The 25,673-nt window shown below is 68.8% G+C and carries 31 protein-coding genes; 20 read left to right on the forward strand and 11 right to left on the reverse strand.

The features are described 5' to 3' along the window. Window positions 1-41: 41 nt before the first annotated feature. Window positions 42-2,366 (reverse strand): arylsulfatase, encoded by a 2,325-nt coding sequence (locus tag OG801_RS21850; protein ID WP_406031335.1) that lies wholly within the window; start codon window positions 2,364-2,366, stop codon window positions 42-44. Window positions 2,367-2,477: 111 nt separating this feature from the next. Next, window positions 2,478-2,798: an ArsR/SmtB family transcription factor gene (locus tag OG801_RS21855; protein WP_406023450.1), complete on the reverse strand. Its 321-nt coding sequence runs from the start codon at window positions 2,796-2,798 to the stop codon at window positions 2,478-2,480. 98 nt (window positions 2,799-2,896) lie between these two features. On the opposite strand from OG801_RS21855, the gene OG801_RS21860 reads away from it, so the two are divergent. Next, window positions 2,897-3,613, forward strand: coding sequence for an NADPH-dependent F420 reductase (locus tag OG801_RS21860; RefSeq protein ID WP_406031337.1), 717 nt, complete (start codon window positions 2,897-2,899; stop codon window positions 3,611-3,613). 19 nt (window positions 3,614-3,632) lie between these two features. On the opposite strand, the gene OG801_RS21865 is transcribed toward OG801_RS21860, so the two are convergent. Beyond that, window positions 3,633-4,577, reverse strand: a complete 945-nt coding sequence (locus tag OG801_RS21865; RefSeq protein ID WP_406031338.1) for an SMP-30/gluconolactonase/LRE family protein — start codon at window positions 4,575-4,577, stop codon at window positions 3,633-3,635. 104 nt (window positions 4,578-4,681) lie between these two features. Here OG801_RS21865 and OG801_RS21870 point away from each other — a divergent pair, with 104 nt between their 5' ends. Next, the gene (locus tag OG801_RS21870) at window positions 4,682-5,134 is read left to right on the forward strand and encodes an Lrp/AsnC family transcriptional regulator (protein ID WP_406031340.1); all 453 of its coding nucleotides are present in this window, start codon (window positions 4,682-4,684) and stop codon (window positions 5,132-5,134) included. Window positions 5,135-5,142: 8 nt separating this feature from the next. On the opposite strand, the gene OG801_RS21875 is transcribed toward OG801_RS21870, so the two are convergent. Next, a complete protein-coding gene (locus OG801_RS21875; RefSeq protein ID WP_406031342.1) occupies window positions 5,143-6,048 on the reverse strand; it encodes an SDR family NAD(P)-dependent oxidoreductase in 906 nt (301 codons plus the stop codon). Between the two features lie 99 nt (window positions 6,049-6,147). Here OG801_RS21875 and OG801_RS21880 point away from each other — a divergent pair, with 99 nt between their 5' ends. Further along, on the forward strand, window positions 6,148-6,813 hold the full coding sequence (locus OG801_RS21880; protein WP_406031344.1) for a TetR/AcrR family transcriptional regulator: 666 nt from the start codon (window positions 6,148-6,150) through the stop codon (window positions 6,811-6,813). A 2-nt stretch (window positions 6,814-6,815) separates the two neighbouring features. Here OG801_RS21880 and OG801_RS21885 read toward each other — a convergent pair whose 3' ends face one another. After that, window positions 6,816-7,169 (reverse strand): nuclear transport factor 2 family protein, encoded by a 354-nt coding sequence (locus OG801_RS21885; RefSeq protein ID WP_406031346.1) that lies wholly within the window; start codon window positions 7,167-7,169, stop codon window positions 6,816-6,818. A 117-nt stretch (window positions 7,170-7,286) separates the two neighbouring features. Here OG801_RS21885 and OG801_RS21890 point away from each other — a divergent pair, with 117 nt between their 5' ends. Further along, window positions 7,287-8,093 (forward strand): helix-turn-helix domain-containing protein, encoded by an 807-nt coding sequence (locus OG801_RS21890; RefSeq protein ID WP_406031348.1) that lies wholly within the window; start codon window positions 7,287-7,289, stop codon window positions 8,091-8,093. Here OG801_RS21890 and OG801_RS21895 read toward each other — a convergent pair. Then, window positions 8,083-8,535: an Lrp/AsnC family transcriptional regulator gene (locus OG801_RS21895; RefSeq protein WP_350838185.1), complete on the reverse strand. Its 453-nt coding sequence runs from the start codon at window positions 8,533-8,535 to the stop codon at window positions 8,083-8,085. The genes OG801_RS21890 and OG801_RS21895 overlap by 11 nt on opposite strands. Window positions 8,536-8,598: 63 nt before the next feature. Here OG801_RS21895 and OG801_RS21900 point away from each other — a divergent pair, with 63 nt between their 5' ends. From OG801_RS21900 to OG801_RS21920, 5 genes are read left to right on the forward strand one after another with little or no spacing between them, the layout of a single operon-like run. Further along, a complete protein-coding gene (locus tag OG801_RS21900) occupies window positions 8,599-9,327 on the forward strand; it encodes an AzlC family ABC transporter permease (RefSeq protein ID WP_406031350.1) in 729 nt (242 codons plus the stop codon). Next, complete coding sequence (locus OG801_RS21905) at window positions 9,320-9,649, forward strand: AzlD domain-containing protein (RefSeq protein WP_355018528.1); 330 nt, start codon at window positions 9,320-9,322, stop codon at window positions 9,647-9,649. The genes OG801_RS21900 and OG801_RS21905 overlap by 8 nt, the downstream gene beginning before the upstream one ends. Before the next feature lie 29 nt (window positions 9,650-9,678). Beyond that, the gene (locus tag OG801_RS21910; RefSeq protein ID WP_355018529.1) at window positions 9,679-10,077 is read left to right on the forward strand and encodes a low affinity iron permease family protein; all 399 of its coding nucleotides are present in this window, start codon (window positions 9,679-9,681) and stop codon (window positions 10,075-10,077) included. Window positions 10,078-10,112: 35 nt separating this feature from the next. Continuing rightward, complete coding sequence (locus OG801_RS21915; RefSeq protein ID WP_406031353.1) at window positions 10,113-10,442, forward strand: nuclear transport factor 2 family protein; 330 nt, start codon at window positions 10,113-10,115, stop codon at window positions 10,440-10,442. Between the two features lie 6 nt (window positions 10,443-10,448). Then, entirely contained in the window at window positions 10,449-11,027 is a 579-nt protein-coding gene (locus tag OG801_RS21920) for a DUF1349 domain-containing protein (protein ID WP_406031355.1), read from the forward strand. 4 nt (window positions 11,028-11,031) lie between these two features. Here the strand turns inward: OG801_RS21920 and arr are convergent, their stop codons facing one another. Further along, window positions 11,032-11,442 (reverse strand): NAD(+)--rifampin ADP-ribosyltransferase, encoded by a 411-nt coding sequence (gene arr, locus OG801_RS21925; protein WP_406031357.1) that lies wholly within the window; start codon window positions 11,440-11,442, stop codon window positions 11,032-11,034. Between the two features lie 516 nt (window positions 11,443-11,958). Between arr and OG801_RS21930 the strand changes: the two genes are divergently transcribed. Both OG801_RS21930 and OG801_RS21935 read left to right on the forward strand, forming a co-directional pair. After that, window positions 11,959-13,104, forward strand: a complete 1,146-nt coding sequence (locus tag OG801_RS21930; RefSeq protein ID WP_406031358.1) for a DUF222 domain-containing protein — start codon at window positions 11,959-11,961, stop codon at window positions 13,102-13,104. 30 nt (window positions 13,105-13,134) lie between these two features. Then, window positions 13,135-13,590, forward strand: coding sequence for a GNAT family N-acetyltransferase (locus OG801_RS21935; protein ID WP_406031360.1), 456 nt, complete (start codon window positions 13,135-13,137; stop codon window positions 13,588-13,590). Between the two features lie 142 nt (window positions 13,591-13,732). On the opposite strand, the gene OG801_RS21940 is transcribed toward OG801_RS21935, so the two are convergent. After that, window positions 13,733-14,500 carry a DeoR/GlpR family DNA-binding transcription regulator gene (locus OG801_RS21940; protein ID WP_406031362.1) on the reverse strand — a complete coding sequence of 256 codons (768 nt, stop codon included), beginning with the start codon at window positions 14,498-14,500 and terminating at the stop codon, window positions 13,733-13,735. 47 nt (window positions 14,501-14,547) lie between these two features. Here OG801_RS21940 and OG801_RS21945 point away from each other — a divergent pair, with 47 nt between their 5' ends. Further along, a complete protein-coding gene (locus OG801_RS21945; protein ID WP_406031364.1) occupies window positions 14,548-15,249 on the forward strand; it encodes an NUDIX domain-containing protein in 702 nt (233 codons plus the stop codon). Here OG801_RS21945 and OG801_RS21950 read toward each other — a convergent pair. After that, a complete protein-coding gene (locus OG801_RS21950) occupies window positions 15,224-15,862 on the reverse strand; it encodes a dihydrofolate reductase family protein (protein ID WP_406031366.1) in 639 nt (212 codons plus the stop codon). The genes OG801_RS21945 and OG801_RS21950 overlap by 26 nt on opposite strands. 187 nt (window positions 15,863-16,049) lie before the next feature. Here OG801_RS21950 and OG801_RS21955 point away from each other — a divergent pair, with 187 nt between their 5' ends. The 7 genes from OG801_RS21955 to OG801_RS21985 all read left to right on the forward strand — a co-directional run bounded on the left by OG801_RS21955 (window position 16,050) and on the right by OG801_RS21985 (window position 22,803). After that, complete coding sequence (locus OG801_RS21955; RefSeq protein WP_406031368.1) at window positions 16,050-16,814, forward strand: SDR family NAD(P)-dependent oxidoreductase; 765 nt, start codon at window positions 16,050-16,052, stop codon at window positions 16,812-16,814. Between the two features lie 81 nt (window positions 16,815-16,895). After that, window positions 16,896-17,312, forward strand: a complete 417-nt coding sequence (locus tag OG801_RS21960) for a YkvA family protein (RefSeq protein ID WP_406031370.1) — start codon at window positions 16,896-16,898, stop codon at window positions 17,310-17,312. Between the two features lie 98 nt (window positions 17,313-17,410). Then, window positions 17,411-18,013, forward strand: a complete 603-nt coding sequence (locus tag OG801_RS21965) for a TetR/AcrR family transcriptional regulator (RefSeq protein WP_355018540.1) — start codon at window positions 17,411-17,413, stop codon at window positions 18,011-18,013. After that, window positions 18,010-19,476, forward strand: coding sequence for an MFS transporter (locus OG801_RS21970; protein WP_406031372.1), 1,467 nt, complete (start codon window positions 18,010-18,012; stop codon window positions 19,474-19,476). Before OG801_RS21965 ends, OG801_RS21970 begins: the two co-directional genes overlap by 4 nt. Window positions 19,477-19,479: 3 nt before the next feature. Next, window positions 19,480-20,691, forward strand: a complete 1,212-nt coding sequence (locus tag OG801_RS21975) for a M20 family metallopeptidase (RefSeq protein WP_406031374.1) — start codon at window positions 19,480-19,482, stop codon at window positions 20,689-20,691. A gap of 22 nt (window positions 20,692-20,713) precedes the next feature. Continuing rightward, window positions 20,714-21,901 (forward strand): winged helix DNA-binding domain-containing protein, encoded by a 1,188-nt coding sequence (locus OG801_RS21980; RefSeq protein WP_406031376.1) that lies wholly within the window; start codon window positions 20,714-20,716, stop codon window positions 21,899-21,901. 47 nt (window positions 21,902-21,948) lie between these two features. Beyond that, complete coding sequence (locus OG801_RS21985) at window positions 21,949-22,803, forward strand: carbohydrate kinase family protein (RefSeq protein ID WP_406031378.1); 855 nt, start codon at window positions 21,949-21,951, stop codon at window positions 22,801-22,803. A gap of 15 nt (window positions 22,804-22,818) precedes the next feature. On the opposite strand, the gene OG801_RS21990 is transcribed toward OG801_RS21985, so the two are convergent. Beyond that, the gene (locus OG801_RS21990) at window positions 22,819-23,358 is read right to left on the reverse strand and encodes a TetR/AcrR family transcriptional regulator (protein WP_406031380.1); all 540 of its coding nucleotides are present in this window, start codon (window positions 23,356-23,358) and stop codon (window positions 22,819-22,821) included. A gap of 83 nt (window positions 23,359-23,441) precedes the next feature. Here OG801_RS21990 and OG801_RS21995 point away from each other — a divergent pair, with 83 nt between their 5' ends. Further along, entirely contained in the window at window positions 23,442-24,392 is a 951-nt protein-coding gene (locus tag OG801_RS21995) for an SDR family NAD(P)-dependent oxidoreductase (protein WP_406031382.1), read from the forward strand. A gap of 25 nt (window positions 24,393-24,417) precedes the next feature. Here the strand turns inward: OG801_RS21995 and OG801_RS22000 are convergent, their stop codons facing one another. Continuing rightward, complete coding sequence (locus OG801_RS22000; RefSeq protein ID WP_406031384.1) at window positions 24,418-25,647, reverse strand: MFS transporter; 1,230 nt, start codon at window positions 25,645-25,647, stop codon at window positions 24,418-24,420. Between the last annotated feature and the right edge of the window lie 26 nt (window positions 25,648-25,673).

A 25,673-nucleotide genomic window follows, 5' to 3' on the forward strand; every position in this document is an offset into this window, starting at 1 on the left:
GTCGAAGGGGAGTCACGTCCCGCTGGACGGGAGGATCCTCATCAGTCTCGAGACATCGCGGCGTGGAAGTCGCGCTCCAGGTCGAGGTAGACGTCGTCGCCGATGTTGATCTCGACCACCCTGATCTTGGCCCCGGTGAGAGCGAAGGGTGACGAGTACTCCCGCGAGACCGGGTCGGCGCCGTCCTTGCCCACGGTGAGCCCCTCGCCACACAGTGCGAAGTGGCCGGGCTGCGTCTTCCACTCGCCCTTGGCGACCGCCTGGTCGTCGACGTAGAGCGTCGCCGTTCCGATCGCCTCCTGGTGTTCGCCGTGGCCCTCCTTGGAGAACTCCACGCCGAGCACATGCTTTCCGGGTGTCAGGTCGTCCGCTGAGACCAGCTGTTGCTCGGGTGGGATCCCGAGGAAGTTGTACGCGTACCAGAGCTTCCGGTCCTTGATGAAGAGCGTGTGCCCGCCGAAGCGGGCCCCGTTCGCGATGATCACGCCTTCCGCGTCGTCGTCGAGCTCCACCTGGGCCAGGATCTTGAACGACCGGCCGCGGATCTCGGCTGCGGCGAACTCGGGCACGGGAGAGGTGTCCGAGTAGTAGCGGTAGACGCCGCCCTCGGGAATCTCCGCCACCGGCATCTCCCTGACCAGGTCGGCGAGCGACCGGTTGTCGAGCGGCAGTACGTCGTACTTGCCGGCCTCGACGTACCAGAGGTTGACCAGCTCCTTGACCTTGTCGGGATGCTCGGCGGCGAGGTCGTGGTGTTCGGCGCGGTCTTCGTCGGAGTGGTAGAGCTCCCAGGTGTCGTTGAGGAGGTCGGAAGCGGTGCCGCCCTGCTGCGGTGCCCGCTGCGCGACGACGTGCCAGCCCTGGCTCCACAGAGCGCGCGTGCCCATCATCTCGTAGTACTGGACGACCTTCTGCGATGGACCGTCTGCCTCGAAGCTGTACCTCATCGAGACGCCGGGCAGCTCGCTCTGTGCGTACCCCTGCACCGACTCCGGCATCTCCAGACCGACGCACTCGAGGATGGTCGGCACGATGTCGATGGCGTGGTGGTACTGATTGCGTACCTCGCCCCGAGCGGCGATCCCCCGTGGCCAGGAGATCACCAGCGGATCCGCGACACCGCCCTGGTAGGTGTAGCGCTTGAACATCTTGAACGGCGTCGAGAAGGCCGTCGCCCACCCGGTCGGGTAGTGGTTGTAGGTCTCGGGCGAGCCCAGCTGATCCAGCATCGAGAGGTTCTGCTGAAGGTTCTCGGGATAGGCGTTGAAGAACTTGTTCTCGTTCACCGTGCCGTCCGGACCCCCTTCCCCGGAGGCGCCGTTGTCGGCGGCGTACATGACGATCGTGTTGTCGAGCTGGCCCGTCTCCTCGAGGTAGTCGATGATCCGGCCGACCTGGGCGTCGGTGTACTCCGAGAACCCTGCGTAGACCTCGGCGAACCGCGCGAAGAGCCGCTTCTCCTCGTCATTGAGGGACTCCCAGGGCCGTACGTGGTCCATGGGCTGCGCGGCCTCGCCGGGCAGCGGGTTGATGTCGGTGAGCTCCGTGCCCTCCGGAAGGATGCCGCGCTCGACCATCCGTGGCAGCACCCACTCGCGGTAGGCCTCGTAGCCGTCGTCGAACTGGCCGGCGTACTTCGCGATGTACTCCTCCGGCGCGTGGTGCGGGGCGTGGTTGGCGCCGGGGCAGAACCAGAGGTACCACGGCTTCTTCGGTGCCGAGGTCTTGCTGTCGGCGATGAACGAGATCGCCTTGTCGGCAAGGTCCTTGGAGAGGTGGTAGCCGTCCTCGGGGAGGTAGGGCTGGTCGACGTAGTGGTTGTCCTCGGCCAAGGTCGGGAACCAGTTGTTGGTTTCGCCGCCGATGAACCCGTAGAAGCGGTCGAACCCGCGCGCCAGCGGCCAGTTTCGCTTGCTCGCCCCGACCGCCCACTCGTCGAGCGGGACGTTGTGGTTCTTGCCGACCCAGAAGGTGTTGTAGCCGTTCTCGCGCAGCACCTCGCCGATGGTGGCGTTCTCCATCGGGATGTGGCCGGTGTGGCCGGGGAACCCCTGGGCACCCTCAGCGATCTGGGCGAAGCCGTTCTCGTGGTGGTTGCGCCCCGTGAGCAGGCACGATCGGGTCGGCGAGCAGAGCGCCGTGGTGTGCCACTGGGTGTAGGTCAAGCCGTTGTCGGCGAGCCGTTGCATGGTCGGCATGTTGATGCGGCCGCCGTACGGCGACCACGCGGCCATGCCGGTGTCGTCGTAGAGAACCAGCAGTACGTTGGGAGCGCCCTCCGGAGCCGGCGGCTCGCGGAAGGGCGTCCAGTCCGGGACCGAGTCCCGCACGTCGAGATTGACGATTCCATTGAACTGCTTGGCCATCTCGTCTCCGCCCCTCGTCGTTTGCTCCAGACACTGATCTCTCGGCGGGTCCTGTCGCATCCCCCGGTTCAGGTGAGTGCGCTTCTGCCGATCACGGGCGCGGGCGCTCCGTCAGGATGCCTCGCGCAGTACGAGCTCGAGCAGTCCGGGGAAGCGCGCTTCGAGGTCCTCGCGCCGCAGGCGGTTCATGCGGCGTACGCCCACATCGTGCTGGTGGATGATCCCGGCCTCGCGCAGGGTCCGGAAGTGCCGGGTCCCTGCGGCCTTGCTGACGGGCAGCGGGAACTCGGTGCAGGGCGTGGGGTCCGCCGAGGCGGCGAGCTGGACCACGATGCCCCGTCGGATCGGGTCCACCAGCGCCGACATGACCTGGAACAGGTCGAGCTCCTCCCGCTCGGGGTGCGTGAGGGGAGTCGAGGTGCGGCTGGCCATGTTCTCAGTATCTCGCAGTCCTATGTTTAAATGAAGGTGAACATAGCGACGGGACGTCTCAGCACGTACAGTCCACCACCTTCGTCGGATCGAGGATCATGTCCAGGCTCGGAATCATCGGCAGCGGGAACATCGGGGCGGCCATTGCCCGGCTGGCGGTTGCGGGCGGCGTACCCGTCGTCATCGCCAACTCGCGGGGACCGGAGAGCCTGGCCGACCTGGTCGAGGAGCTGGGTCCGCTGGCCGTGGCGGGGACAGTCGAGCAGGCGGCAGCCGCGGGCGAGGTCGTCGTGTTGTCGGTGCCGCTGCCGGCCCACACGAGCATCCCGCCGTCGCTGCTCGCCGGCAAGGTGGTGCTGGACACCGGCAACTACTACCCCTACCGGGACGGCCGCATCCGCGAGCTGGACGACGAGCAGGTCACCACGAGCGAGCTCGTGCAGCGACACTTCGCGGGCGGGCATCTGGTCAAGGCGTTCAACAACATCCTGGCGCACCACATCCCGCTGCTCGCCAGGCCTTCAGGCGCCGCCGACCGCACGGCCCTGCCGATCGCCGGCGATGATCAGCGGGCGAAGTCCGTCGCGGCCGCCATGATCGACCGCTTGGGCTACGACGTACACGATGCGGGATCCCTTGCCGAGAGTTGGCGCTTCGAGCCGGAGGCTGCCGGCTACACCCGCGTCTACCTCGCCGACCAGTCGACCCCTGTCGAGGACATGATGACCGCACCCGCCGCTCCGGTCGACATCGCGCGTCTTGCGTCTGTGCTCAAGAACGCTGAGCGCGTACGGGTCGCGGACCGGGCCTTCTGAAGTCCCGGATCGCCGCCGGCTACCGCCAGGGCTGCCGCCCGGGTCCGGTCGGGTGGGTGCCGGTGACGCCCATGACGACGGAGTACAGGCTGGTCTCGGCGGTGATGAAGAGGCGGTTGCGCTTGGCGCCGCCCCAGGAGATGTTGGAGACGACTTCGGGGACGTTCAGCCGGCCGATGAGGGTGCCGTCGGGGTCGTAGCAGTGCACGCCGTCGAACATCGCGGCGACCCAGAGCCGGCCGCCGTCGTCGAAGCGGAGGTTGTCGAAGCGGGCGCCATCGCGGGCTCCGGCTTCGGCGAAGACCGATCCGTCGGACAGGGTGCCGTCCTCGCGTACGTCGAAGACCCAGATCTTGCCGGCGCGGGTGTCGGAGACGAAGAGCTGGCGTTCGTCGGGGGAGAAGACCAGTCCGTTCGGCGCGCCGAAGCAGTCCGCGACCAGGCGGACCTCGCCGGTGGCGGGGTCGATCCGGTAGACGTTGTTGGAACCGATCTCGCTCTCCGCGCGGTAACCCTCGTAGTCGCTGGTGATGCCGAAGTCGGGATCGGAGAACCAGATCGAGCCGTCGGACTTCACGGTCGCGTCGTTGGGGCTGTTCAGGCGCTTGCCCTGCCAGCGCTCGGCCAGCACGGTGATCGTGCCGTCGTGCTCGGTCCTGGTGACCCGGCGGTTGCCCTGCTCGCAGGTGATCAGCCGGCCCTCGCGGTCGAGGGTGTTGCCGTTGGTGTGCCCGGCAGAGCGGCGGAAGACGCCCACGTTCCCGGTCTCCTCGTCCCAGCGCAGCATTCGGTCGTTGGGGATGTCGCTCCAGACCACCTGACGCCAGGCGGGCACGTAGATCGGCCCCTCGGCCCAACGGCACCCGGTGAAGAGCACTTCCAGCGCCTCGTCACCGTTCATGCACCGCCCGGTGCGGAATCGGTCGTCAAGCATCTCGTACAGCCCAGGGCGATCGCTGCTCATGGAGTCCACTCCTCAGTATCCAGGATGCCGAACCTGAATCGGCCTGAGGCGAAGACTGCAAGATGAGATACGGTTCACGCAAGATATTTCTGAATGGAGTACCTGTGGACCAGATCGATCGCGAGCTGCTGGCCGAGCTCCAGCGCGACGCCACCCAGTCCTACGCCACGCTCGGCCAGGCCGTCGGCCTCTCCGCGGGCGCGGCTCACGAGCGCGTACGCAAGCTGCGTGAGAGTGGCGTCATCCGGCGCACCACCGCCGACGTGGACCCGGCCGCCGTGGGCAGCGGCGTCCTGGCGTACGTCATGGTCGACTCGACGTCATGGATGGGGGACTCGGCGCAGGCGTTCGCCGAGCTTCCGGAGATCGTGGAGGCGCACATCATCGCGGGCAGCGCCTCGGTGCTGGTGAAGGTCAGGACCGCGACCACCGAGCAGCTGCAGGACGTGCTGCGCCGGATCTACGCCATCGAGGGCGTCAGCGGAACGCAGGCGACGGTGGTCCTGGAGACCTTCTTCGAGCGGCCGCTCTCGCCTCTGGTCGTGGACCAGGCCTGATCCACGGCTCAGCTGTCGAGCGGGATGCGTACGCCGGTGAGCTCCTCCGAGACGGTCCACAGTCGCTGCTGCGTCTGCAGGTCGTAGGAGGCGGGGCTGGAGGTCACCAGCTTCGGATGTCCGCGGACCTCGCCCCGGCCGCCGGGTCCGTAGTACTGGCCGCCGATGACGGACGGGTCGGTCGCGGCGCGCAGGGTCGGCAGGGCGCCCATCTCGGCCGGCTGGGTGATCAGCGGCGCGAGCCAGGTGAGCGGCACCCGAAGCGCGGCGGGTGTGTTGCGGGCGAGCTCGGTGTTGGACCCGCCGGGATGAGCGGCCACCGCGACCGTGGTGCCGTGCGGTGCGAGCCGGCGCTGGAGCTCGTAGGTGAACATCAGGTTGGCGAGCTTGGCCTGGCCGTACGCGGCGACGCGGCTGTAGGAGCGCTCCCACTGCAGGTCGTCGAAGTGGATGTCGGCGCGGATGCGGTGGCCGATGCTGCTGACGGTGACCACCCGGGAGCCGGGGACGGGGAGGAGGTGGTCCAGCAGCAGCCCGGTGAAGGCGAAGTGGCCCAGGTGGTTGGTGCCGAACTGCAGCTCGAACCCGTCCTCGGTGGTCTGCTTCGGTGTGTACATCACGCCGGCGTTGTTGATCAGCAGGTCGATCCGCGGATGGGCGGCGCGGAGGTCGGCCGCCGCCGACCGGACCGAGTCCAGGGAGGTCAGGTCCAGGACCTGGACGGAGACGTCGCCGCCGATGCGCGCGGCCGCCTGCTTCCCCTTCTCGACGTCGCGGACGGCCAGGACCACGTGGGCTCCGTGCTCGGCGAGCATCCGGGCGGTCTCGTAGCCCAGCCCGGTGTTGGCGCCGGTCACGATCGCGACTCTGCCGTGCTGATCGGGGATGTGCTGTTCGGTCCAGGTTTCGCTCATTTGCCTGCTCCTTAAAGAACCATCGGTCTGTTGTGATCAACTTAAGAGACCGGTGGTCTAATGTCAAGGGACCGGCGGTCTTTAAGTTAGTCTGGGGCTGTGACATTCCAACGGGCGCGAAGCGACGAGCAACGGGAGATCCGCCGGCGGGCCATCCTGGACACGGCGGCGGGGATGCTCGACGAGATGCCGGTGGCCGAGGTGAGTCTCAACGAGCTCAGCCGGCGGGTGGGGCTGGCCAAGTCGAACGTCCTGCGCTACTTCGAGTCGCGCGAGGCGGTGCTGCTCGAGCTGCTGGACGACTTCTTGGGAAGGTGGCTCAAGGAGCTGGCCGAGGAGCTGGCTGCGGGGATCGAGGCCGATGCGTCACCGGAGGTTCGGGCGGACCAGCTGGCCGAGATCCTCAGTCGGTCGCTGGCCGAGCGGATGGTGCTCTGCGACCTCGTCGGCGCGCAGGGTGGCGTCCTCGAGCACAACGTCTCGGTCGAGGTCGTCAAGCGTCACAAGCGCTCCTCCCATGCGAAGCTCGCGACCATGGCCGAGCTCGTGCGCCGTCACCTGCCCGAGCTCGGTGACGGCGCCCAGACGTTCTGCCTGATGAGCCTGATCTCGGCGGGCGCCCTCGCGGCGTACGACCCGCCACCGCCCAGCCTGCTCGCCGCCTACGCGGACGAGCCCGACCTCGGCGTACTCCGTCTGGATCTGCGCGACGCCCTGCGGACGTCCTTCAGCGCTGCGCTCGTGGGCGTGCTGCCGCGCGCCTGATCTCAGGCGGGAACCTTGTCGAGGAAGCCGCGTACGTCACGGATCCGCTGGTCCGCGTCGACCACGACCACGTCGAAGCCGATGACGACAGGCTCCTCGCCGGCCGGTCCCAGACCCCACTGGAAGCGGGCCTGCTGGTGGTGGAAGTCGACGGCGCCCACGGGCGTGAACACGAAGTCCGGGAACTGCGCACGTACGGCCTGGATGGTCGCCCCGACGGCCTCGCGGCCCTGGACGTCGGCGAGCGGGTCCACGTAGACGCAGTCGTCGGACCAGTGCTTGGCCAGCAGCTCGGTGAGCACCGACTCGTCGGTGGCGTTCCAGGTGTCGAGGTAGCGCGTCACGATGTCGTTCATGGTGTCTTCCTTCTCTCGGATCGGGTTGCCACGAGAAGGTTCGCCGCTGGTCGGTGCGCTGGTCGATAACCTCTGAGGTCATGGCCGTTGCGATGCCGGGTTGGCTAGCCTCGGGCCGTGATCTCAACCGCGACGTCACCGTCAGCGCCGCCATCATCGGCATCGTCCGTCGGCACCGAGCTTCGCCGCTGGCGCGAGCTGCGGTCCTTGAGCCAGCTCGCGCTCGCCACTCAGGCCGAGGTGAGCACCCGGCACGTGAGCTACGTCGAGAACGGGCGCTCCCGGCCGACACCGGAGATGATCGTCCGACTGGCCGAGGTGATGCGGGTGCCGATGGCCGAGCAGAACCGGCTCCTGCTCGCCGGAGGGTTCGCCCCTCGTTATCCACACCGCGCGACCGACGACGACGCGCTCGCGCCGGTGATGGCCGGCCTGCGCAGCCTGTTGGACGCCCACGCGCCGTACCCGGCCCTGCTCCTCGACGACCACTGGGACATCGTCGATGCCAACGAGCCCGTCGACGGGCTGCTCGACGGCTGTGACCCCAGCCTGCTCGAGCCTCCGCTGAACGTGATCCGGCTCTGCCTGCATCCGCGAGGACTCGCCCCGCGCATCCGCAACCTGCCCGTCTGGCGCGCCCACCTGCTCCACCAGCTCGGCCGGCGCATCACGCACACTGGAGGCGACCCGGCCCTGGTCGCGCTCCGGGACGAGGTCACCGGGTACCCCTCCGCCGACGTGCCGTCCGCCCGGCCGCTGGCCGACCCGGTCGTCCCGCTGGAGATCGACGTGGGCGGCCACGTGCTCCGCTTCTTCAGCGTCGCCAGCCAGATCGAGAGCGCCGCCGACGTCACGCTCAACGGCCTCCATCTGGAGACCTTCGTCCCCGCCGACGACCGGACGCGAGAGGTGCTCAGCCCTTGATCAGCCGCATGGTCTGGTGCGAGAGCAGCCTGTTCACCGCGGGCAGTCGGGAGATCGTCCCGACGATGAGGGCCTCGTACGCATCGGGGTCGGCGACCTGGACGCGCAGGTAGTAGTCGGGCTGGCCGAGCATGCGGCGCATCTCGGTGACCTCGGGGACGGCGACGGCGGCGGTCTCGAAGTCCTCGATGGTCTTGCCGTCGTTGACGGCGATGTCGATGGCCACGATGACCTCGAAACCGCGTCCACCGCTCTTCGGGTCGATGCTGGCGTGGTAGCCCTTGATCACGCCGTCGCGCTCCAGGCGCTGCACGCGGCGCAGGCATGGCGCCGGGGTGAGCCCGACCCGTCGGGCCAGCTCGGCGTTGCTCAGCCGGGCGTCATCCTCGAGCTCGGCAATGATTGCTCGATCCAGGTCGTCGATCGCATGATCATTGCGCATAGCGGCACTTTAGCATCGTCAATGGGCAACCCAAGGACGTCAGAACTTTCCTAGGCTTGCGACATGCAGGTGATGGAGATGGAGACGGCGCACCGGGAGCCCGCGGGGACCCGCGAGGAGGTCGCCGCCGGGTGGCGCACCGTGCTTCCCGCCTGTGTCGCGGTCGTGCCGCTGGGGCTCGCGCTCGGCGTACTGGTGGTCCAGTCCGGGCTCGCCTGGTGGTGGGCGCCGGTGCTCGGCGCGGTCGTGTTCGCCGGCTCCATGGAGTTCCTGCTGGTCGGCCTCCTGGCCGCCGCTGCTCCGCTGGCGCAGATCGCGGTCAGCACGCTGCTGGTGAACTTCCGGCATGTCTTCTACGCCATCTCGTTCCCGATGCACCGGGTGCACGGCCGCGGATGGAAGGCCTACAGCACCTTCGCCCTGACCGACGAGGCGTACGCGCTCACCGCGACGCCGGAGGCGGCCGGGTGGTCGCGGACCAGGATCGTCAGCATCCAGGCCTTCTTCCATCTGGCGTGGGTGCTCTGCGTGGCCGCCGGCGCCGGGCTGGGCTCCCTGATCCCGCCGCAGGTGGTCGGCCTCGACTTCGCGGTCACCGCATTGTTCGCGGTGCTGGGGATCGAGGCGTACAAGGTCCGTCGGTCTCTGCCGATCTCGGCTCTCGCCCTGGGCTGCGCGATCGTCGCGGCGCTGATCTCGCGGGACAACATGCTGCTGATCGCGATGGGCATGTTCTGTGTCGCGCTGGTCTGCTCGTACGTCCTGGCCTCCCGTAGGAGCAGGCGTGACTGATCCCTGGTACGTCCTGTCCGCCGTCCTCGTCTCCGCGGCCGTCACCTGGACCCTTCGCGCGGCTCCCTTCGCGATGCTTGCTCCGCTGCGCCACAGCGCGCTGCTGGCCTACATCGGCGACCGGATGCCCGTCGGCGTGATGGTCATCCTCGCCGCCTACACCCTCCGCGACACGGACCCTGTCGTCCTGACCTCTGCCGGGCCGGCCGCACTGGCCCTCGCGATCACGATCGGGTTGCACCTGTGGCGAGGCAGCATGACGCTGAGCATCTTCGCCGGCACGGCGGCGTACGTCCTGGTCACCTCCGTCATCGCGGCCTGAGCGGCGGCGATCGGGACTACGGTGTGCGCATGACCGTAGAGAACAAGGCCAGGAAGTCTCGTCAGCGAGGCGACGGACGGAACGGGTTCGAACGCTTCGTGGAGGTGGTCACCTCCGTGGTAAGCCATGCTCCGTTCTTCTATGTGATCGTCGGCGTTCTGCTGGTGTGGGCGGTCAGCTTCCCGCTCTGGTCCTCGAGCACCAAGTGGGAGCTGGCCGTGCACACCGGCTCCTCGGTCCTCTCGCTGCTGTTGCTGGTGCTGCTCCAGAACGCCGGGCGGCGCTCGGAGGAGGCGTCCCACGAGAAGCTCAACGTCATCGCCTCGGCCCTCTCCGATCTCATGGAGTCCCGGGCCCGTGACGACGAGGAACTCGCCGACTCGGTACGCATCCTGCGCGAGGCCGTGGGGCTCGAGGAGCGACACTGAATACTCGCGACACCACCCGCTGAGAAGGAGTGCACATGACAGAGCAGACGATCCCTGAACCGGTCGCGGCCTTCATCGAGGCCGTCAACCGGCACGACGAGTCCGCGTTCCTCGACGCCTTCACCGAGGGGGGAGCGGTCGACGACTGGGGCCGTGTCTTCACGGGACGGGAGCAGATCAAGGGGTGGAGCGACAACGAGTTCATCGGCGCGCAGGGAACCCTCGCCGTCGAGGAGGTCGAGGCCGCGGGCACCAGCGTGACCGTGATCGGCGACTGGCGCTCCACCCACGCCAACGGCCGCTCGAAGTTCGTCTTCGACATCGACGGCGACCGGCTCACCAAAATGACCATTCGCGAGGGCTGACGGGCCTTGACCTCGATCCGCTGGGGGAGTGGGCGCTGGACCCATCCGCCCGTCGCCGCTGTCGCGCGCGGCTCTGACCTGCTCGTCACCGCCGCCGAGGGGAGCGACGCGTGGCGTACGACCTCCTACGGGTTCGTCCACGACAGCGAGCACGCCCTGCTGGCTCCCTTCGACCAGGACACCGCGGTCGAGGTCGAGTTCACGGCCGCGTTCTCGGAGCAGTTCGACCAGGCCGGGATCTTCGTACGCGTCAGCGAGACGCACTGGGTCAAGGCCGGCGTCGAGTACGCCGACGGCCGGCCGCAGCTCGGCGCTGTCGTCACCGACGGCAGATCGGACTGGTCGCTGGCGGCGGTGCCCGACTGGCGCGATCGGAAGGTCCTCATGCGGGTCAGTCGATCCGGTGACGCGCTCACCATCCGGGCCGCGGTCGACGGTGGGCCTCTTCAGCTCGTCCGACTCGTTCCGTTCGCCCCAGACCTCGTCGCCGAGGCTGGGCCGTTCACCTGCGCTCCCACGCGGGCGGGGCTCACGATCGCCTTCCATGCCTGGCGTACGACTTCGGCCGACGCCGCCCTGCACTGATCGGTTAGTTGATGATCTCGGCCCGATCATCCGTGCGGATGGCAGTGAGGCGGTCTCGCCACATCTGCAAGGCCTCCGGGGTCAGTCGGGTCCAGTCGTGGACCTCGGAGACGATCTTCAGCGGTGCCGTGCTGCGGTAGGAACGGGTCGGGTTGCCGGGGAACTTCTTGTCCGTGACATTGGGGTCGTTCTCGAACTCGCCGGTCGGCTCGACGAGGTAGACCCGTGGATCTCCGTCGCCGGGGGCGATCTCGGCGGCCAGGCCTGCGCCGTCGGGGAGCGCGGTGAAGTAGATGTGGTTCATCACGACGTCGGGCTTGTAATTGGAGCGGAACCCGGCGGTGAGTAGATCTCCTTCGCGAAGATCGGCCTTTGTGCCGTGGTAGAACGGCCCGTCGTCCAGCGGCTTACTCATGGCTGCAGGTTACTCGGGGATTTGTGCCTGAGTTCCAGCGTGGGTGGGGCCAATACGTTGTTTGGGTTGGGAGATTTATAAGCAGGGTGTCTGGGTTGGGTGCCATTCGGGTGTCTTGCGGGCTTCCAGCAGCGGTCTGGGTTTTCGTGGGGATATCTGTCCCTGATTGGGTTCATTGGTTTTGCTTTGTGTGGTAGGCTCGGCGCAGGCGTAAACGTGAAGGCCGACCACCTCGAAAGAGGCGTGCCCTATCTGCCCGAGACACAACGGGGGTGGGGTAATCCAGGGGAACCAGGGGCGTGAACGCTGAGCTGCGAGGGTAAGTAATAGCCCGTACTGCCGGGCCTCCGAGACCAGCGAACCAACCGGGATTCTGCACAGGCAGAAACCCTTGAGTTCGTACGTCGGGAGGTGACCGTGATGACCACGCTGCAACAGCCACAACACCCCGTGCTCGGGGCCGTGGTCGCTGTCACCGCCGCGCTTGGCCGAGTCTCTGAGGCGAATCCGTCGTTTATGGCCACCGACCAGAAGGCCACCACCCTGATCGAGATCGCCCGCGCGAAGGCGCAGCTGGCTGAACTCGAGCTGCGTGTACTCGCTACCGCTGATGACGTCGCTGCTGTGTCCGCGGCTCGGGATGTCGCGGCGTGGTTGCATCACCACACCCACCAGCGCCCCGAGACCCTGCGCGCCGACCTGCGACTGGCTCAGGCCCTGGACCGGACCTACCACCAGGTCGCGGCCGCGATGCGCGCCGGTGCCTGCAACTCGGCCCAGGCCCAGGTGATCATCAATGCCCTCGACGACCTCCCTGCTGACCTCGATCCCGAGATCAAGACGAAGGCCGAGGAGACGCTGGTCGCCTACGCGACCCAGTTCGATCCCACCCAGCTGCGTCGCCTGGGCCGCCGGATCCTCGATGTCATCGCGCCCGAGATCGCCGAGTCCGAAGAAGCGCGACGGCTCGCTGCTGAGGAAGCCCACGCCCGCAAGAAGACCCGACTGGCCATGCGGCGGCTCGGGGACGGCACCACCCGGATCACGGCGGTCATCCCGGACGCGGCCGCGGACCGGCTGGCCACCAACCTCGAGGCCTTCGCCTCACCCCGCCGCGACGACGGCACCCGCACCGACACAGGCGAGTACCTGCCCTACGACCGGCGCCTGGGCCGTGCTTTCTGCCAAATGCTCGAGACCCTCGACCCGACCCGGCTGCCGATCCACGGCGGGGATGCGACGACGGTGATCGTCACGATCGACATCGACCAGCTCCGCAAGGACGCCGGTATCGCCCAGATCGTCGGTGGCAGTCCGATCACGGCGGCTGAGGCCCGGCGGCTGGCGTGCACCGCGAACATCATCCCGGCGGTTCTCGGTGGTGCCTCGGAGGTCCTCGACTTCGGCTGCAAGGAACGTTTCTTCACCGCGGCCCAACGTCGAGCCCTCCTGCTGAGGTCGGCGACTTGTGAGGCCGAGGGTTGCGACATCCCCGGCACCTGGGCAGAGGCCCACCACTGGATCGAATGGGCCCGAGGCGGCGCCACCGATCTCGACAACGCTGCCCTGCTCTGCAGTCATCACCACCACCGCGCCCACGACGCCGCATACCTCCACGAACGCCTACCCAGCGGCGATATCCGCTTCACCAGACGCACATAGACCTCGGCCGTGCGTCGTACGGTTGCCACCATGAGCGCCATCCCGATCAGGCCGGCGGAGCCGGCGGACGCGCCGAGGCTGAGGGAGATCGCGTTGGCGGCGTACGCGAAGTATGTGGATCGGATCGGGCTCGAGCCGGGGCCGATGGGGGCAGATTACGAGGAGGCGATCGAGTCCGGCGAGGTCTGGGTGGCGATGGCTGATGACGACGTCGCCGGATACGCGGTCATGAGGCGCGCGGGGGGCGACGGTGTGCTGTTGGAGAACCTCGCGGTGGCACCGGGTCATCAGGGCCGGGGAATCGGACGAGCGCTGATCGCCCAGGTCGAGACTCGCGCGACGGCCAGCGGCGCGGCGTACGTCGAGCTCTTCACGCATGAGGCGATGACCGAGAATCGCCGACTCTACGCGCGGCTGGGGTATGAGGAGACCGGGTACTTGGTCGAGAGTGGATACCGTCGTGTGCTCATGAAGAAGACACTCTGATGCGGGTGTCGGTGGTCGGATCCTCGGGTTCGGGCAAATCGACGGTCGCCAGGAGCTCTGGAACGGCAACCGCGAGGGTTGGGGCGGCCTTCGTCTCTGGTGCCCCAGTGACTCGGTGATCCGCTGGGCATGGGACTCGTTCCTAGAACGCGCCGCCGGCGTGCAGGATCTCGACGTCGAGTGCTGACAGCTGCTTGATCACGTCGTCGGTCTGGTCGGCGTCGGTGATGATGCCGGTGACCTGATCCCAGGGGAGCACCCGGTAGGGGGAGGCGGTGCCGATCTTCTCCGAGGAGGCGAGGACGTACGTCTCGGCCGCACGCGCGGCCAGGGCGCGCTTCATCGCGGCATCCTCGGCGTCGCCGGTGGTGAGGCCGGCCTCGGGGTGAACGCCGGTGACGCCGATGAGGCAGAGGTCGGCGGAGACGTTCTGGGCTGCTTCGACGGCTGCCGCGCCGCAGGCGACCGCGGAGTGCTTGAAGACCCTGCCGCCGAGGAGGAACAGGTCGGCGCTCGGGTGCTGCAGGAGGGCCGAGGCGACGGTCGGGCTGTTGGTGATGACGGTGCACTCCAAGTCCCGGGGAAGTGCCTCCGCGACGGCGAGGGCGGTGGTGCCTCCGTCCAGGATGAGCGTGCTTTCGGGGCGTACGAGGCCGGCGGCCGTGGCCGCTACCGCGCGCTTTCCGCCGGGCTCGACGCTGTGACGGGTGGTGTAGTCGACCACCGCCGGTGAGACGGGGAGCGCGCCACCGTAGACCCGCTGGCACAGACCTTCCGCGGCCAGGTCGCGCAGATCGCGGCGGATGCTGTCCTCGGACACGCCCAGGTCTGTAGCGACGTCTTTGGCCACGATCTTGCCTGTTTCGTCCAGAATGCGCAGAAGATGGGCGCGGCGCTGTCCAACGAGCATGCACGTTCCTTTCTGTTCTTGCACAGTATTGCATGTAATCTGCCGTCATGACGACAGCCGAAGCCCGCGCACGCCCTGGCATCGAGGTCCCCGACCATCGAGGCCGCACCGGTCTCGACCGCGCCGGGCGGGAGCTGACCCGCAACCCCGACGTCGTGGTCCGAGACGTCGAGCTGACCTCGCAGGGGTGGCACGTACTCAGGCGCACCACGTTCGACTACCGCCGACGAGACGGGCGCTGGGAGACGCAGCAGCGCGAGACGTACGACCGTGGGAACGGCGCCGTGCTCCTTCCGTACGACGTCGAGCGCGGCACGGTCCTGCTGACGCGGCAGTTCAGATATCCGGTCTACGTCAACGACCATCCCGACGGGCTCCTCATCGAGGCGGCCGCGGGGCTGCTGGATGCCGATGACCCGGTCACCGCCATCCGGCGGGAGAGCGCCGAGGAGCTCGGCATCAGCCTGGCCGACGTCGACCACGTCTTCGACGCCTACATGAGCCCCGGGTCGGTGACCGAGCGGCTCCACTTCTTCGCGGCCGCCTACTCGCCGGCGAGCCGCACCGGTGACGGGGGAGGGGTCGCCGAGGAGGGCGAGGACATCGAGGTGCTCGAGCTCGACTTCGCCGAGGCGCTCGCGATGACCCGGGACGGCCGGATCATCGACGGCAAGACGGTCATGCTCCTGCAGTGGGCGGCCCTCGACGGACCGTTCGCCCGCGTCAGGAGGCAGCAGGCTTGCGGGTGAAGGTCAGGTGGGTGACGCCGCTGGGTGTCGAGACCGCCTCGATGTCGTAGTCCTTCTCCGTGCCCTCCAGCCCGTCCCAGACGCGTACGCCACGACCGAGGACGATCGGGACCTGGACCAGGTGCATCAGATCGACGAGCCCGGCGGCGACGAAGTCGCGCACCACCGTCGCCCCGCCCCCAAGACGTACGTCCTGACCATCGGCGGCCTCGAACGCGGCCTCCAGGGCCTCGGCCGGGGACGCGTCCAGGAAGTAGAAGGTGGTGCCGCCCTCCATCTCCACGGGCGGACGCGGCCGGTGGGTGAGGACGAAGGTCGGCGAGTGGAACGGCGGGTTGGAACCCCACCAGCCCTTCCAGTCCGGGTCGTCCTGCCATCCCGGCGGACCGAACTTGTTCGCACCCATGATCTCGGCGCCGATGCCCTGGCTGTGCCGCTGCGCGAACGCGTCGTCCGCGCCCGCGCCGCCGGACGAATCCCAGTAGCGGGTGGCGAACATCCATTCGTGAAGGCGCTCGCCGGCATGCCCGAACGGAGCCTCGGCCGACTGCGGCTCCCCGGTCGCGAAGCCGTCGAGCGAGATCGAAAGATTGTGGACTCTGGTGAGTGGCATGGGTTCCTCCGTGAGCCATGACGTCGAGTTCAGCTCGCCGTCTGGTCGAGCGTACTGCTCGGGGGATCAGCCGCGGAGGTGATCGAACAGGACCTCCACGGACGCCTCGAGGAACAGCGTCGGGCCCATGCCGCTCCTCGAAATACTGGACTTGTAAGTCCAATTTACGCTCTCTACCGTCGCAGACATGACACACAGATTCTCTGGGAAGACGGCTCTCGTCACCGGCTCGACCAGCAACATCGGACGCTCGATCGCTCAGCGTCTCGCCGCCGAGGGCGCGCACGTGATCGTGTCCGGCCGCAACGAACAGCGCGGGGCGGCGGTCGTCGAGGCGATCCGTACGAACGGTGGCCGCGCCGACTTCGTCGCCGCGGATCTCGACGGCAGTCCCGAAGCGAGCCTTGCCCTCGCCGAGCAGGCCCTCGCCGCGCTCGGTGGGCGGCTCGACATCCTCGTCAACAACGCCGGGATCTTCCCGGCGGCCAACACCCTCACGGCCGACGCCACCATGTTCGACCAGGTGTACGGCGTCAACGTGAAGGCGCCGTTCTTCCTGACCCAGGCGCTCGCGCCGCAGATGCAGGCGGCTGGTGGAGGCGTCATCATCAACCTCGGCAGCTGGGTCGCGCGGCTGAGCCTCCCCCTGGGAGCCCTGTACGCCTCGACGAAGGCGGCCATGGAGACCCTCACCCGCGCCTGGTCCGCCGAGTTCGCCGACAGCGGGATCAGGGTCAACGCGGTCTCGCCCGGGGTCATTCGCGACCCCGCTCTGGATGGCCCCTGGGCTGCCGACGGACTCATGGCCGGCACCCCGGCGGGTGGCTCGGGCGGTCCGGACGCGATCGCCGCGGCGGTTGCGTACCTCGCCTCCGATGAGGCCGAGTTCGTCCACGGCGCCGTGCTGGACGTCGACGGCGGACGGACGGGCGTGGCGGTCGTCGCGGCCTGACCGTCCGGTCCGGTGTGGCGCCGTGATGGACTTCAGGGGCGCGGCGCCACCACAGAGCGCGGCGTGGCTCGGAGGGTGAGGATGACCGGATCGTTCTGGTGGGACCTGGCGATCGGCGTCGCCGCGGCGCTGTTGCTCACCTGGCTCTGCCTCGTCGTCGCGCTGCTCGTCGTCCGCCCGCGCGGCGACCTGTTGCGCGAGGCACTGCGGATCCTGCCCGATGTGGTCCGGCTGCTGCGCCGGCTCGCGGCTGACAGGTCGATGCCTCGCGGCGTACGGATCAGGCTCGGGCTGCTGATGATCTACCTCGCGCTGCCGATCGATCTGGTGCCCGACTTCATCCCGGTGCTGGGCTACGCCGACGACGCGATCATCGTCGCCGCCGTCCTGCGTGGTGTCGTACGTCGCGCAGGGATCGACGCGGTTCGAGCCCAGTGGCCGGGCAGCGACGACGGCTTCGCCGCTCTCGTGCTGATCGCCGGACTCGATCGGAAGTAGCGCGAACGGCGTCGTCCTTGACTCTGTTCCAAGAACAGGGTTTGGGAGCGACACGCTTTTTACACATACGAAACAGGTCGTATCGTATTGTTTTGGGCATGGCATCTGACGAGAAGCTCGGCCGGCCCACGGATGAGGACCTCACGCGTCGCATCCTGGAGACGGCGGGACGTCTGCTCGGCGAGTATGGCTACGCCGGGCTGAGTGTGGAGAAGGTCGCCAAGGCCGTCGGTTGCGGCAAGACCGCGATCTACCGGCGCTATGCCGACAAGGGTGCGTTGGTCGCTGCTGTGGTTCGGTCACAGGTGGAGCTCGGGGCGACACCCGACAGTGGCGACGTACGCGCCGACCTTCTCGAGCACGCTCGTCAGAACCAGCGAAACCAGGAGCTCTCTCCCGAACGGGTGCATGGCATGCGGGCGATGTTCGAGCCCGATGTCTTCCCCGCCCTGTGGGAGGGGTTCTTCAAGCACCGCCGCGAGCAGGGGATCGAGATCATCGACCGGGCCATCGCCCGAGGTGAGCTCCCTGCCGATGTCCACCACGACATCATTCTCGACACGATCGCCGGGCTCACCCTCTATCGGCAGTCGGTCAAGCGCATCCACATCGACGAGCGCCACTACGTCGACATCATCGACGCCCTCGTCACCCGACCGCCGCGCCGCCTCGACGGCGCTGACGAAACAGGCCAACCATGACCACTGACACCCCCACCCAGTCCCCGCCGAAGATCAACGCTCGCGCGATCGTCGGCTTCCTCGTCTTCTGCGAGCTCGCGAGCGGCTTCGTCCAGGGCTTCTACGCCCCGCTGCTCGGCGAGATCGCCGACCACCTCCGGGTCTCCGACTCGGACATCACCTGGTTCCTCACCGTGCAGACGCTCGCCGCCGCCGTCTGCGTTCCGCTGCTCTCCAAGCTCGGTGACATCTTCGGGCATCGTCGGATGCTGCGCATCGGCGTCGTCTCCGTGCTCATCGGCACGGTCGTCACGGCGTTCCTGCCCAGCTATCCGCTCGTGCTCGCCGCGCGCATCCTCGTCGGGCCGCTCGCTGTGTGGCTGCCGCTGGAGATCGCGCTGGTGCACAACCGGATCAAGGGCGACACCGCGCGCACCTCGATCGGCCTGCTCGTCTCTTGCCTCACCGGCGGCGCGATCCTCGGCACGATCTCAGCCGGAGTCTTCTCCGCGCTGCTGCCGAGCCTCACCCTGACGCTGCTGATGCCGGTGCTGTTCGTGCTGGTCAGCGTGTACGCGGTCTTCGTCAAGGTGCCGGAGTCCACGACCCGCACCCGGACCAGGATCGACGTGCTCGGTTTCGTCGGCATCGGCCTCGCCATGGTCGTGCTGCTCTTCGGGCTGCGACTGGCCTCCAGCGAGGGGTTCGCCTCCGTCACGACCATCGGCACCCTCGCCGTGGCCCTGGTGATCTTCGCGCTCTGGGTCGGGTGGGAGCTGCGCGCGGAGGCGCCGGCGATCGACGTACGCCTCATCGTCTCCGGGCGGATGGGGCCGGTGTACCTCACCGCGTTCCTCTTCGGCATGGTCATGTTCGGTGCGCAGTCGCCGTCGACGACGTTCCTGACCGCTGACCCGGCCGAGACCGGCTACGGGTTCGCCGCCACGGCGGGCACGGCATCCGCGGTCACCGCCGTGGTGACGATCCTGGCCACGGTCGGCGCCGCCGTCTTCGCGTCGATCGCCCGCCGGGTCGGCATCCGCGCGGTCCTGGTCACCGGGGCCGTGCTGCCGGCCTGCGGGTTCCTCGTCCAGATCGCGTTCCACTCCGAGCTGTGGCAGATCTTCCTCGTCTCCGCGGTCAACGGCATCGGGATGGGGCTGCTCCTCGGAGCCCTTCCCGCCCTGGTCGCCGAGCTCGCGCCCAGCGACCAGACCGGCATCGCGGCCGGCGTCTACAACTCGCTGCGCACACTCGGCGGATCGGCCGCCGGGGCCGTGTTCGCCGTCGTGCTCGCCGCGTTCACCGCATCGGGCTCGCTGAGCTCCTCGATCGGTGGGTACGTCACGGTCTGGAGCGTCTGCGCCGCCGCGTTCGTCCTCTCCGCCCTCGCGCTCGCCTTCATGCGGATGCCGCGCGAGAGCGCCGCCGCTGCCGATCCCGTCGTCACCCCTGCCCCCACCGCCGTCACTCCGGAAGGCTGATCCATGACCATCCCCGACTTCGCCGCCGACGCCGAAGCCCTCCTGCCCGACCTCGTCGCCCTGCGCCGGGCGATCCACGCCGACCCGGAACTGGGCCTCGACGTGCCGCGTACGCAGCAGCGGGTCCTCGCCGCCCTGGCGGGCCTGCCGCTCGAGATCACCACGGGCACTGCGACGACCTCGGTCGTGGCGGTGCTGCGCGGGGCGCTTCCCGGACCCACGGTGCTGCTGCGCGGTGACATGGACGCGCTGCCCATCGAGGAGGCGACCGGGCTCGACTTCGCCTCGACCAACGGCAACATGCACGCGTGCGGCCACGATCTGCACACCGCCGGACTCGTCGGCGCGGCCAAGCTCCTCTCGGCCCGCCGAGACGAGCTGCACGGCTCGGTGATCTTCATGTTCCAGCCCGGTGAGGAGGGCCACGGCGGGGCCAAGGTCATGCTCGAGGAGGGGCTGCTCGATGTCGCGGGGGAGCGGCCGGTCGCTGCGTACGCGATCCACGTCGGCCCCGGTCCGCGCGGTCTCTTCGCCACCCGGCCCGGCGCGATGGCGGCCGGCTCGAACCACCTCTCCGTCACGGTCAAGGGCCGCGGCGGCCACGGCTCCCAGCCGCACCAGACCCTCGATCCGGTGCCCGCCGCCGCCGAGATGGTGCTCGCCCTGCAGAGCTTCGTGACCAGGCGGTTCGACGCGTTCGACCCGGTCGTGCTCTCGGTGACGCGCCTGTCCACCGGCGACGGCGCGATCAACGTCATCCCCGAGACGGTTGAGCTCGCCGCGACCGTACGCAACATGTCACCCGCCTCGCTCGCGATCCTTCAGGAGGGTCTGCCGCGGGTGATCGAGGGGGTCGCTTCTGCTCACGGGCTGACGGCCGAGATGCAGTTCGACGTGATGTATCCCGTCACCGTCAACGCGGACGCCGAGACAGCCGACACGGTCGACGTGCTCCGCGGCGTCTTCGGCGAGGAGCGCGTGATGATCATGCCGACGCCGATGATGGGCTCGGAGGACTTCTCCTTCGTCCTCGACGAGGTCCCCGGCACCTTCATCGGCATGCTCACCTCGCCCGCGGACACCGATCTCGCCAGCGTGGAGTGGAACCACTCCCCGCGGGTGGTCTTCGATGACGCGCTGCTCGGAGATCAGGCAGCGGCCCTCGCTGCGATCGCCTTCGCCCGTACGTCACCAAGAGCCTCGGTCGCGGGGTGAGCCCGGGCAGTACCCTGGTCCGGTGGCCGAGCGTATCGAGCGGGAGAACGTGGTCGCGTTCCGGCTGGCGTCGCACCATCTCGACGTCCGGCTCGGCGAGCGGGACCTGCTGACGGCCGCCGGGCGGTGCGGCATCCAGAACACTCCACCAGGGTCGGCGCTGCTGGCGTTCCATGCTCGGGTCGAGGGCGTCTCGGCCGACGTGGTCGCCGGGGCGGTGGAGGACAGGACCATGCTGCTGACGTGGAGCTTGCGGGGTGCCCCGTACTACGTCCCCACCGCTGAGGCCGAGGTCTACACGACCGGGGTGCTGCCTGTGACCGAGGAGGCGCGACGGCACTTCGTGCTGGGTGTCGAGCAGGCCGTCGACCGGCTCGGGTTGAGTCTCACAGAGACGGTCGACATCGTCACGACGGCCACGCACGAGGTCCTGTCGGGACGACAGTTGGCAATCGACGAGCTCGGAGCCGAGGTGGCCGCCCGGATCGCTCCCGAGCTGACGGCTCAGCAGCGCGGGGTCTGGAACGAAGAGGGGCCGTACGCCGTAGGCCAGCCCATCGGCGAGGCGGTGGTGCACTTCTGCGTCCGCCTGCTCGCGCTGCAGCGTACCGTCTGCTTCGCGCCGCGCACCGGGAACAGGGCCCCGTTCGTCCTGACCGAGGAATGGCTCGGGCGTCCCGTCGCGGAGGCGGATCCCGTGGCCTGTCGCCGCGAGCTGCTCCGACGCTACCTGCGCTGCTACGGCCCGTCGACCCGAAGCGACTTCGCGACGTGGCTGGGTGTACGGGCGGGGGATGTCGATCCGTGGTGGAGCCATCTCGAGCATGAGCTGGTCGAGGTGGATTTCGGTGGTCGGACATGGGCTCTCGCCGGCGATCTCGACGCACTTCGAACGGCAACGATGCCCACCGGCGTGCGGCTGCTTCCGCCCCGGGATGCCTACACCCAGCTGCGCGATCGAGACACCATCGTGGACAAGGCCCATCACCGGGACATCTGGAGGACCGCCGGCGACCCCGGGACGATGCTCGCCGACGGCGAGATCGTCGGCAGCTGGCGAGCACGCAAGAGCGGCCGGAAGCTGCGCGTCGAGCTCCAGGCGTTCGAGGCTCTGAGCAGACGTCATCAGGAGGCCCTCGTTGCAGAGGCGGAGAGCATCGCGCCGCTGCGGGATACGTCGTCGGTGTCGGTCGACGTCACCACATACTGAACCTACTGACCGCGAAGGGTGCTGGAAGAGAGTGCTGGAATAGGGCGATGTCGTCTGCTCCTCGTGTCGTCGTCTGCGGCCCCGCGTCCTGGAACCACCTGATCGAGCTCGACCGGCTGCCCGAGCCGGTGCCGCACATGCAGTTCGCGCGGCGGGCGTGGCACACGGTCGGCGGCACCTCCGCGGGCAAGGCGCTCCATCTCGCCGGTCTCGGCATCGACGTACGTCTATGGGCTGCTGTCGGGGATGACGAGGACGGCGCGCTGCTGCGGGAGCGGCTCGCCGAGGCGGGCGTCGTCGTGGAGGCGATCGCCAGCGAGCAGACCGAGCGGCACGTCAACCTGATGGCCGAGGGTGGCGGCCGGGTCTCTTTGTACGTCTCGACCCCCTCTATTCCGCCCACCGACGCGGTCGAGGCGGCGGTGAGCGCGGTCGCCGCGGCGGATCTCGCGGTGATCGACCTGAGCGAGCTCGGCCGGCTGGTGCTCGAGGCGATGCCCGCCCGGCGGGCGCCGCTGTGGATGGACCTGCACGACTACGACGGCGCCTCGGCGTTCCACGAGCCCTTCCTGCGCGCCGCCGAAGGCGTGTTCATGAACGACGACGGCACCGATGACCCCTGGAAGCTGATGGCCTCGTGTCTCGACCGCGGTCCCCGCCTAGCGGTGTGCACCCTCGGCGCCAAGGGCGCGATCGCGCTCGAGGCCGACGGGACACGCCACGAGGTCGTCGCGGTGCCGGCCACCGTCGTCGACACGAACGGCGCCGGGGACGCGTTCATGGCCGGCTTCCTGGCCGCGCGGCTGCGTACGGAATCGGTCGAAGGTGCGCTCCGCGCCGCCGCCGAGCAGGCCCGTGTCGCCATCGAGACCGAGCACCTCCATCCAGCGCTCGATCAGTAGGTCGTCGAGCAGCGGTCAGGCGGTCGGGGCGAGGCCGGACAGCATCACATCGAGGAGCAGGTCGCGGTCGGTTCCGTCGCCGAGCCGGACGGCATGCTCGACGCCGCAGACGAGCCGCTGCAGGTGGCTGGTGGTGATGTCGGGACGTACGGAGCCATTGCGGATGGCCTCCTCGAGGGTGGTCTCGGCGAGGCCGAAGAGCTCGTCGCGGAGCGCGCGTGCGGCCGGTGAGACCTCCTCGGACAGCAGGATCGCCTGGAGACCCTCGTGCTCGACCTGGAATCGGGCGGCGCTGCGTACGAAGGTGGTGAACGCCTCGCCGGGATCGGGGATCTCGGCCGCCGTGCGCGCCCGGGCGACCAGCTGCTCGAGCGCATCGAGGTTGAGTGCCTCCACGAGGGCGTCGACCGTGGGGAAGTGGCGGTAGACCGTCGCGACGCCGACGCCGGCTGCACGCGCGAGCTCGTTGAGGCGCAGCTCGGTGACCGGCCGCGCGCGGGCGGTGTCGAGGATCTTCGCGCGGGAGCGGGCTGCGTCCGAACGTAGCAGGGACATGGGCACACTCTACTCGATTCGGATTAATTATCCGCTTTGGGTATATCCTGAAACGGATCATCTATCCGATTAGAGGAGCATTCATGACCTGGGACCCCATTCACCTGCCCGATCTACGTGGTCGCGTCTACGCCGTCACCGGCGCCACCGGAGGAATCGGCTACTTCGCTGCCGAGCAGCTCGCCTCGGCCGGCGCCGAGGTGGTGCTCGCCTCGCGCTCGCCCGAGAAGATCGGCGTCGCCGCTGCCGCGATCCGCGGCCAGGTCCCTGGGGCGGCCACCACGTCGGTGGCTTTCGACCTCACTTCTCTCGCGTCGGTCGCGGAGGGAGCCGAGCAGCTCGCCGCGCTGCCGCGGCTCGACGGGATCTTCCTCAACGGTGCCCCCATGCAGCTCTCCGGCGCGTCCACGACGAAGGACGGCCTTCCGCTCATCACCGGCGCGCATGCCGTCGCCAACTTCGGCCTCGTCGCCCGACTGCTCTCCGTGCGGGCCGCCGGGCCTTCCGCCGTCGACGATCCGCTTCGCATCGTGCACGCCTCGACCGGGTTCGTGCGGCGCTTCCGCATGGACGTGTCCGATCCGAGGGCGACACCTCGCACCGGCATCGCCGCGTACGTCAAGGCCAAGACGCTCACCGAGATCTTCGGCTACGAGCTCGACCGCCGGCTGCGAGCCGCGGGGCTGCCTGTCGCCTCGATCCTCACTCACCCCGGCGTCGGCGTCGATGCGAAGACGCCGCAGCGCGCAGGGATCCGCGAGGGCAGGATCGGCTACCGGTGTAACCCGTTCACCCCGTGGGCGCAGGGCAAGGACGCGGCGGCCTGGTCCGGTGTGCGCGCCCTGGTCGACCGCGACGCGGTCGGCGGCGACTACTACGGTCCCGAGAAGGCAGCCGGCCGCCCCGTACGCCTGGCTCCGCTGCCGCACACGATCGACCCGGGCCGAGAGGTCGCGGCCCGGGTCTGGGAGGCGCTCGAGGAGCTGTCCGGCGAGTCCCTCGCCTTCGCCCCGGAGGGAGCTGGTCGCGACTGACCGTCGGACGCGGCAGCTCTATCCACTACGCGGCCGCCCCCTCCTCGGGATGCGCCGGCACGGTCAGCAGAGCCAGCATGGCGATCACGGCCGCGCCGGCGAAGGCGTAGAAGCCCCACGGATAGGCGATGCCGGCGGTGAGGAGTGCGCCGCCGAGGAACGGTCCGACGATGGCGCCGACCCGGCCGATGCCGGCGGACATGCCGAGCGCCGTGCCGCGGATCCGGGCGGGGTAGAGGTGGCTGACGAACGCGTAGACCAGTACCTGCGCGCTGAAGACGAAGATGCCGGCGGCCAGCACCGCCGCGTACACCAAGAGGCTGCTCTCCATCTTGATCGACAGCAGGGCCAGCATCAGCGCAGCAACGCCGAACCAGGTCACCACCGTCGGCTTGTTGCCCTTGGCGTCGGAGATCAGGCCCGCCAGGACGAGTCCGATCACCGCGCCGACGTTCAGGGTGAGGAGCAGGCCGAGCCCGGCGTCGAGGGAGTAGCCCGCCTCGCCCATGATCGTCGGCAGCCAGGTGTTGAGGCCGTAGACCAGCAGGAGTCCACAGAACGACGCCGCCCACAGGCCCAGGCTGACCCACAGCAGGCGACCGCGAACGACCTCGGAGGGACGTACCTTCTCGGCCTCGACGGTCTCCAGGTAGGCCTGCGACTCCGGGAGTTTCGCCCACATCACCGGGACCGTCAGCAGGCCCGCGACGCCGCCGATCACGAACATCGCCTCCCAGCCCAGGTTCGGGATCACCCACAGAGCCAGCAGAGCGGTGAGTACGGCGCCCACGTGGTAGCCGGTCATCATCCGCGTCATGGCCGTGCCCGAACGTCCCTGGCGAGCGTGCTCGCTCATGAAAGCCAGGGCCGTCGGCAGGCAGGCGCCCAGGCCCAGGCCTGCCAGGAAGCGCAGCACGATGAACACCGTGGCGTTCGGCGCGAAGGCGACGGCCAGGGTGAGCAGCGAGAACAGTGCGATGCTGCTGATCAGCGTCCGGCGACGGCCGAACCGGTCGGCGAGCGGGCCGATGGCGACGGCACCGATGCCGACCCCGATCAGGCCGACCGTGGCGGCCGTGGTCAGCGACGCCTCGGTGAAGCCGAGCGCGCCGGTCCCCGCCAAGGTGGGGATGACCGCTCCTAGGACGACGAGGTCATAGCCATCGAGGGCGACAGCGAGCCAGCAGAGGACGACCGGCCAGAGGCTCCGGGTATCGCCACTGACGGTGGACGATGTGGTTGCGGACACATTCATGGGACGAACCTAAGAGCGGTCACCCC

The sequence above is a fragment of the Nocardioides sp. NBC_00163 genome (genome assembly GCF_045206295.1).
In the GTDB taxonomy this organism is placed as follows: domain Bacteria; phylum Actinomycetota; class Actinomycetes; order Propionibacteriales; family Nocardioidaceae; genus Nocardioides.

Excerpts from the sequence above, each read along its gene's own strand:
- OG801_RS21995 (WP_406031382.1), top strand. The coding sequence starts at position 23,442 with ATGACCTGGGACCCCATTCACCTGCCCGATCTACGTGGTCGCGTCTAC.
- OG801_RS21945 (WP_406031364.1), top strand. The coding sequence starts at position 14,548 with ATGACGACAGCCGAAGCCCGCGCACGCCCTGGCATCGAGGTCCCCGAC.
- OG801_RS21960 (WP_406031370.1), top strand. The coding sequence starts at position 16,896 with ATGACCGGATCGTTCTGGTGGGACCTGGCGATCGGCGTCGCCGCGGCG.
- OG801_RS21930 (WP_406031358.1), top strand. The coding sequence starts at position 11,959 with ATGGCCACCGACCAGAAGGCCACCACCCTGATCGAGATCGCCCGCGCG.
- OG801_RS21950 (WP_406031366.1), bottom strand. The coding sequence starts at position 15,862 with ATGCCACTCACCAGAGTCCACAATCTTTCGATCTCGCTCGACGGCTTC.
- OG801_RS21885 (WP_406031346.1), bottom strand. The coding sequence starts at position 7,169 with ATGAACGACATCGTGACGCGCTACCTCGACACCTGGAACGCCACCGAC.
- arr (WP_406031357.1), bottom strand. The coding sequence starts at position 11,442 with ATGAGTAAGCCGCTGGACGACGGGCCGTTCTACCACGGCACAAAGGCC.
- OG801_RS21940 (WP_406031362.1), bottom strand. The coding sequence starts at position 14,500 with ATGCTCGTTGGACAGCGCCGCGCCCATCTTCTGCGCATTCTGGACGAA.
- OG801_RS21990 (WP_406031380.1), bottom strand. The coding sequence starts at position 23,358 with ATGTCCCTGCTACGTTCGGACGCAGCCCGCTCCCGCGCGAAGATCCTC.
- OG801_RS21985 (WP_406031378.1), top strand. The coding sequence starts at position 21,949 with ATGTCGTCTGCTCCTCGTGTCGTCGTCTGCGGCCCCGCGTCCTGGAAC.
- OG801_RS21875 (WP_406031342.1), bottom strand. The coding sequence starts at position 6,048 with ATGAGCGAAACCTGGACCGAACAGCACATCCCCGATCAGCACGGCAGA.
- OG801_RS21955 (WP_406031368.1), top strand. The coding sequence starts at position 16,050 with ATGACACACAGATTCTCTGGGAAGACGGCTCTCGTCACCGGCTCGACC.
- OG801_RS21865 (WP_406031338.1), bottom strand. The coding sequence starts at position 4,577 with ATGAGCAGCGATCGCCCTGGGCTGTACGAGATGCTTGACGACCGATTC.
- OG801_RS21910 (WP_355018529.1), top strand. The coding sequence starts at position 9,679 with ATGACCGTAGAGAACAAGGCCAGGAAGTCTCGTCAGCGAGGCGACGGA.
- OG801_RS21975 (WP_406031374.1), top strand. The coding sequence starts at position 19,480 with ATGACCATCCCCGACTTCGCCGCCGACGCCGAAGCCCTCCTGCCCGAC.
- OG801_RS21935 (WP_406031360.1), top strand. The coding sequence starts at position 13,135 with ATGAGCGCCATCCCGATCAGGCCGGCGGAGCCGGCGGACGCGCCGAGG.
- OG801_RS22000 (WP_406031384.1), bottom strand. The coding sequence starts at position 25,647 with ATGAATGTGTCCGCAACCACATCGTCCACCGTCAGTGGCGATACCCGG.
- OG801_RS21855 (WP_406023450.1), bottom strand. The coding sequence starts at position 2,798 with ATGGCCAGCCGCACCTCGACTCCCCTCACGCACCCCGAGCGGGAGGAG.
- OG801_RS21900 (WP_406031350.1), top strand. The coding sequence starts at position 8,599 with ATGCAGGTGATGGAGATGGAGACGGCGCACCGGGAGCCCGCGGGGACC.
- OG801_RS21895 (WP_350838185.1), bottom strand. The coding sequence starts at position 8,535 with ATGCGCAATGATCATGCGATCGACGACCTGGATCGAGCAATCATTGCC.
- OG801_RS21965 (WP_355018540.1), top strand. The coding sequence starts at position 17,411 with ATGGCATCTGACGAGAAGCTCGGCCGGCCCACGGATGAGGACCTCACG.
- OG801_RS21915 (WP_406031353.1), top strand. The coding sequence starts at position 10,113 with ATGACAGAGCAGACGATCCCTGAACCGGTCGCGGCCTTCATCGAGGCC.
- OG801_RS21970 (WP_406031372.1), top strand. The coding sequence starts at position 18,010 with ATGACCACTGACACCCCCACCCAGTCCCCGCCGAAGATCAACGCTCGC.
- OG801_RS21850 (WP_406031335.1), bottom strand. The coding sequence starts at position 2,366 with ATGGCCAAGCAGTTCAATGGAATCGTCAATCTCGACGTGCGGGACTCG.
- OG801_RS21860 (WP_406031337.1), top strand. The coding sequence starts at position 2,897 with ATGTCCAGGCTCGGAATCATCGGCAGCGGGAACATCGGGGCGGCCATT.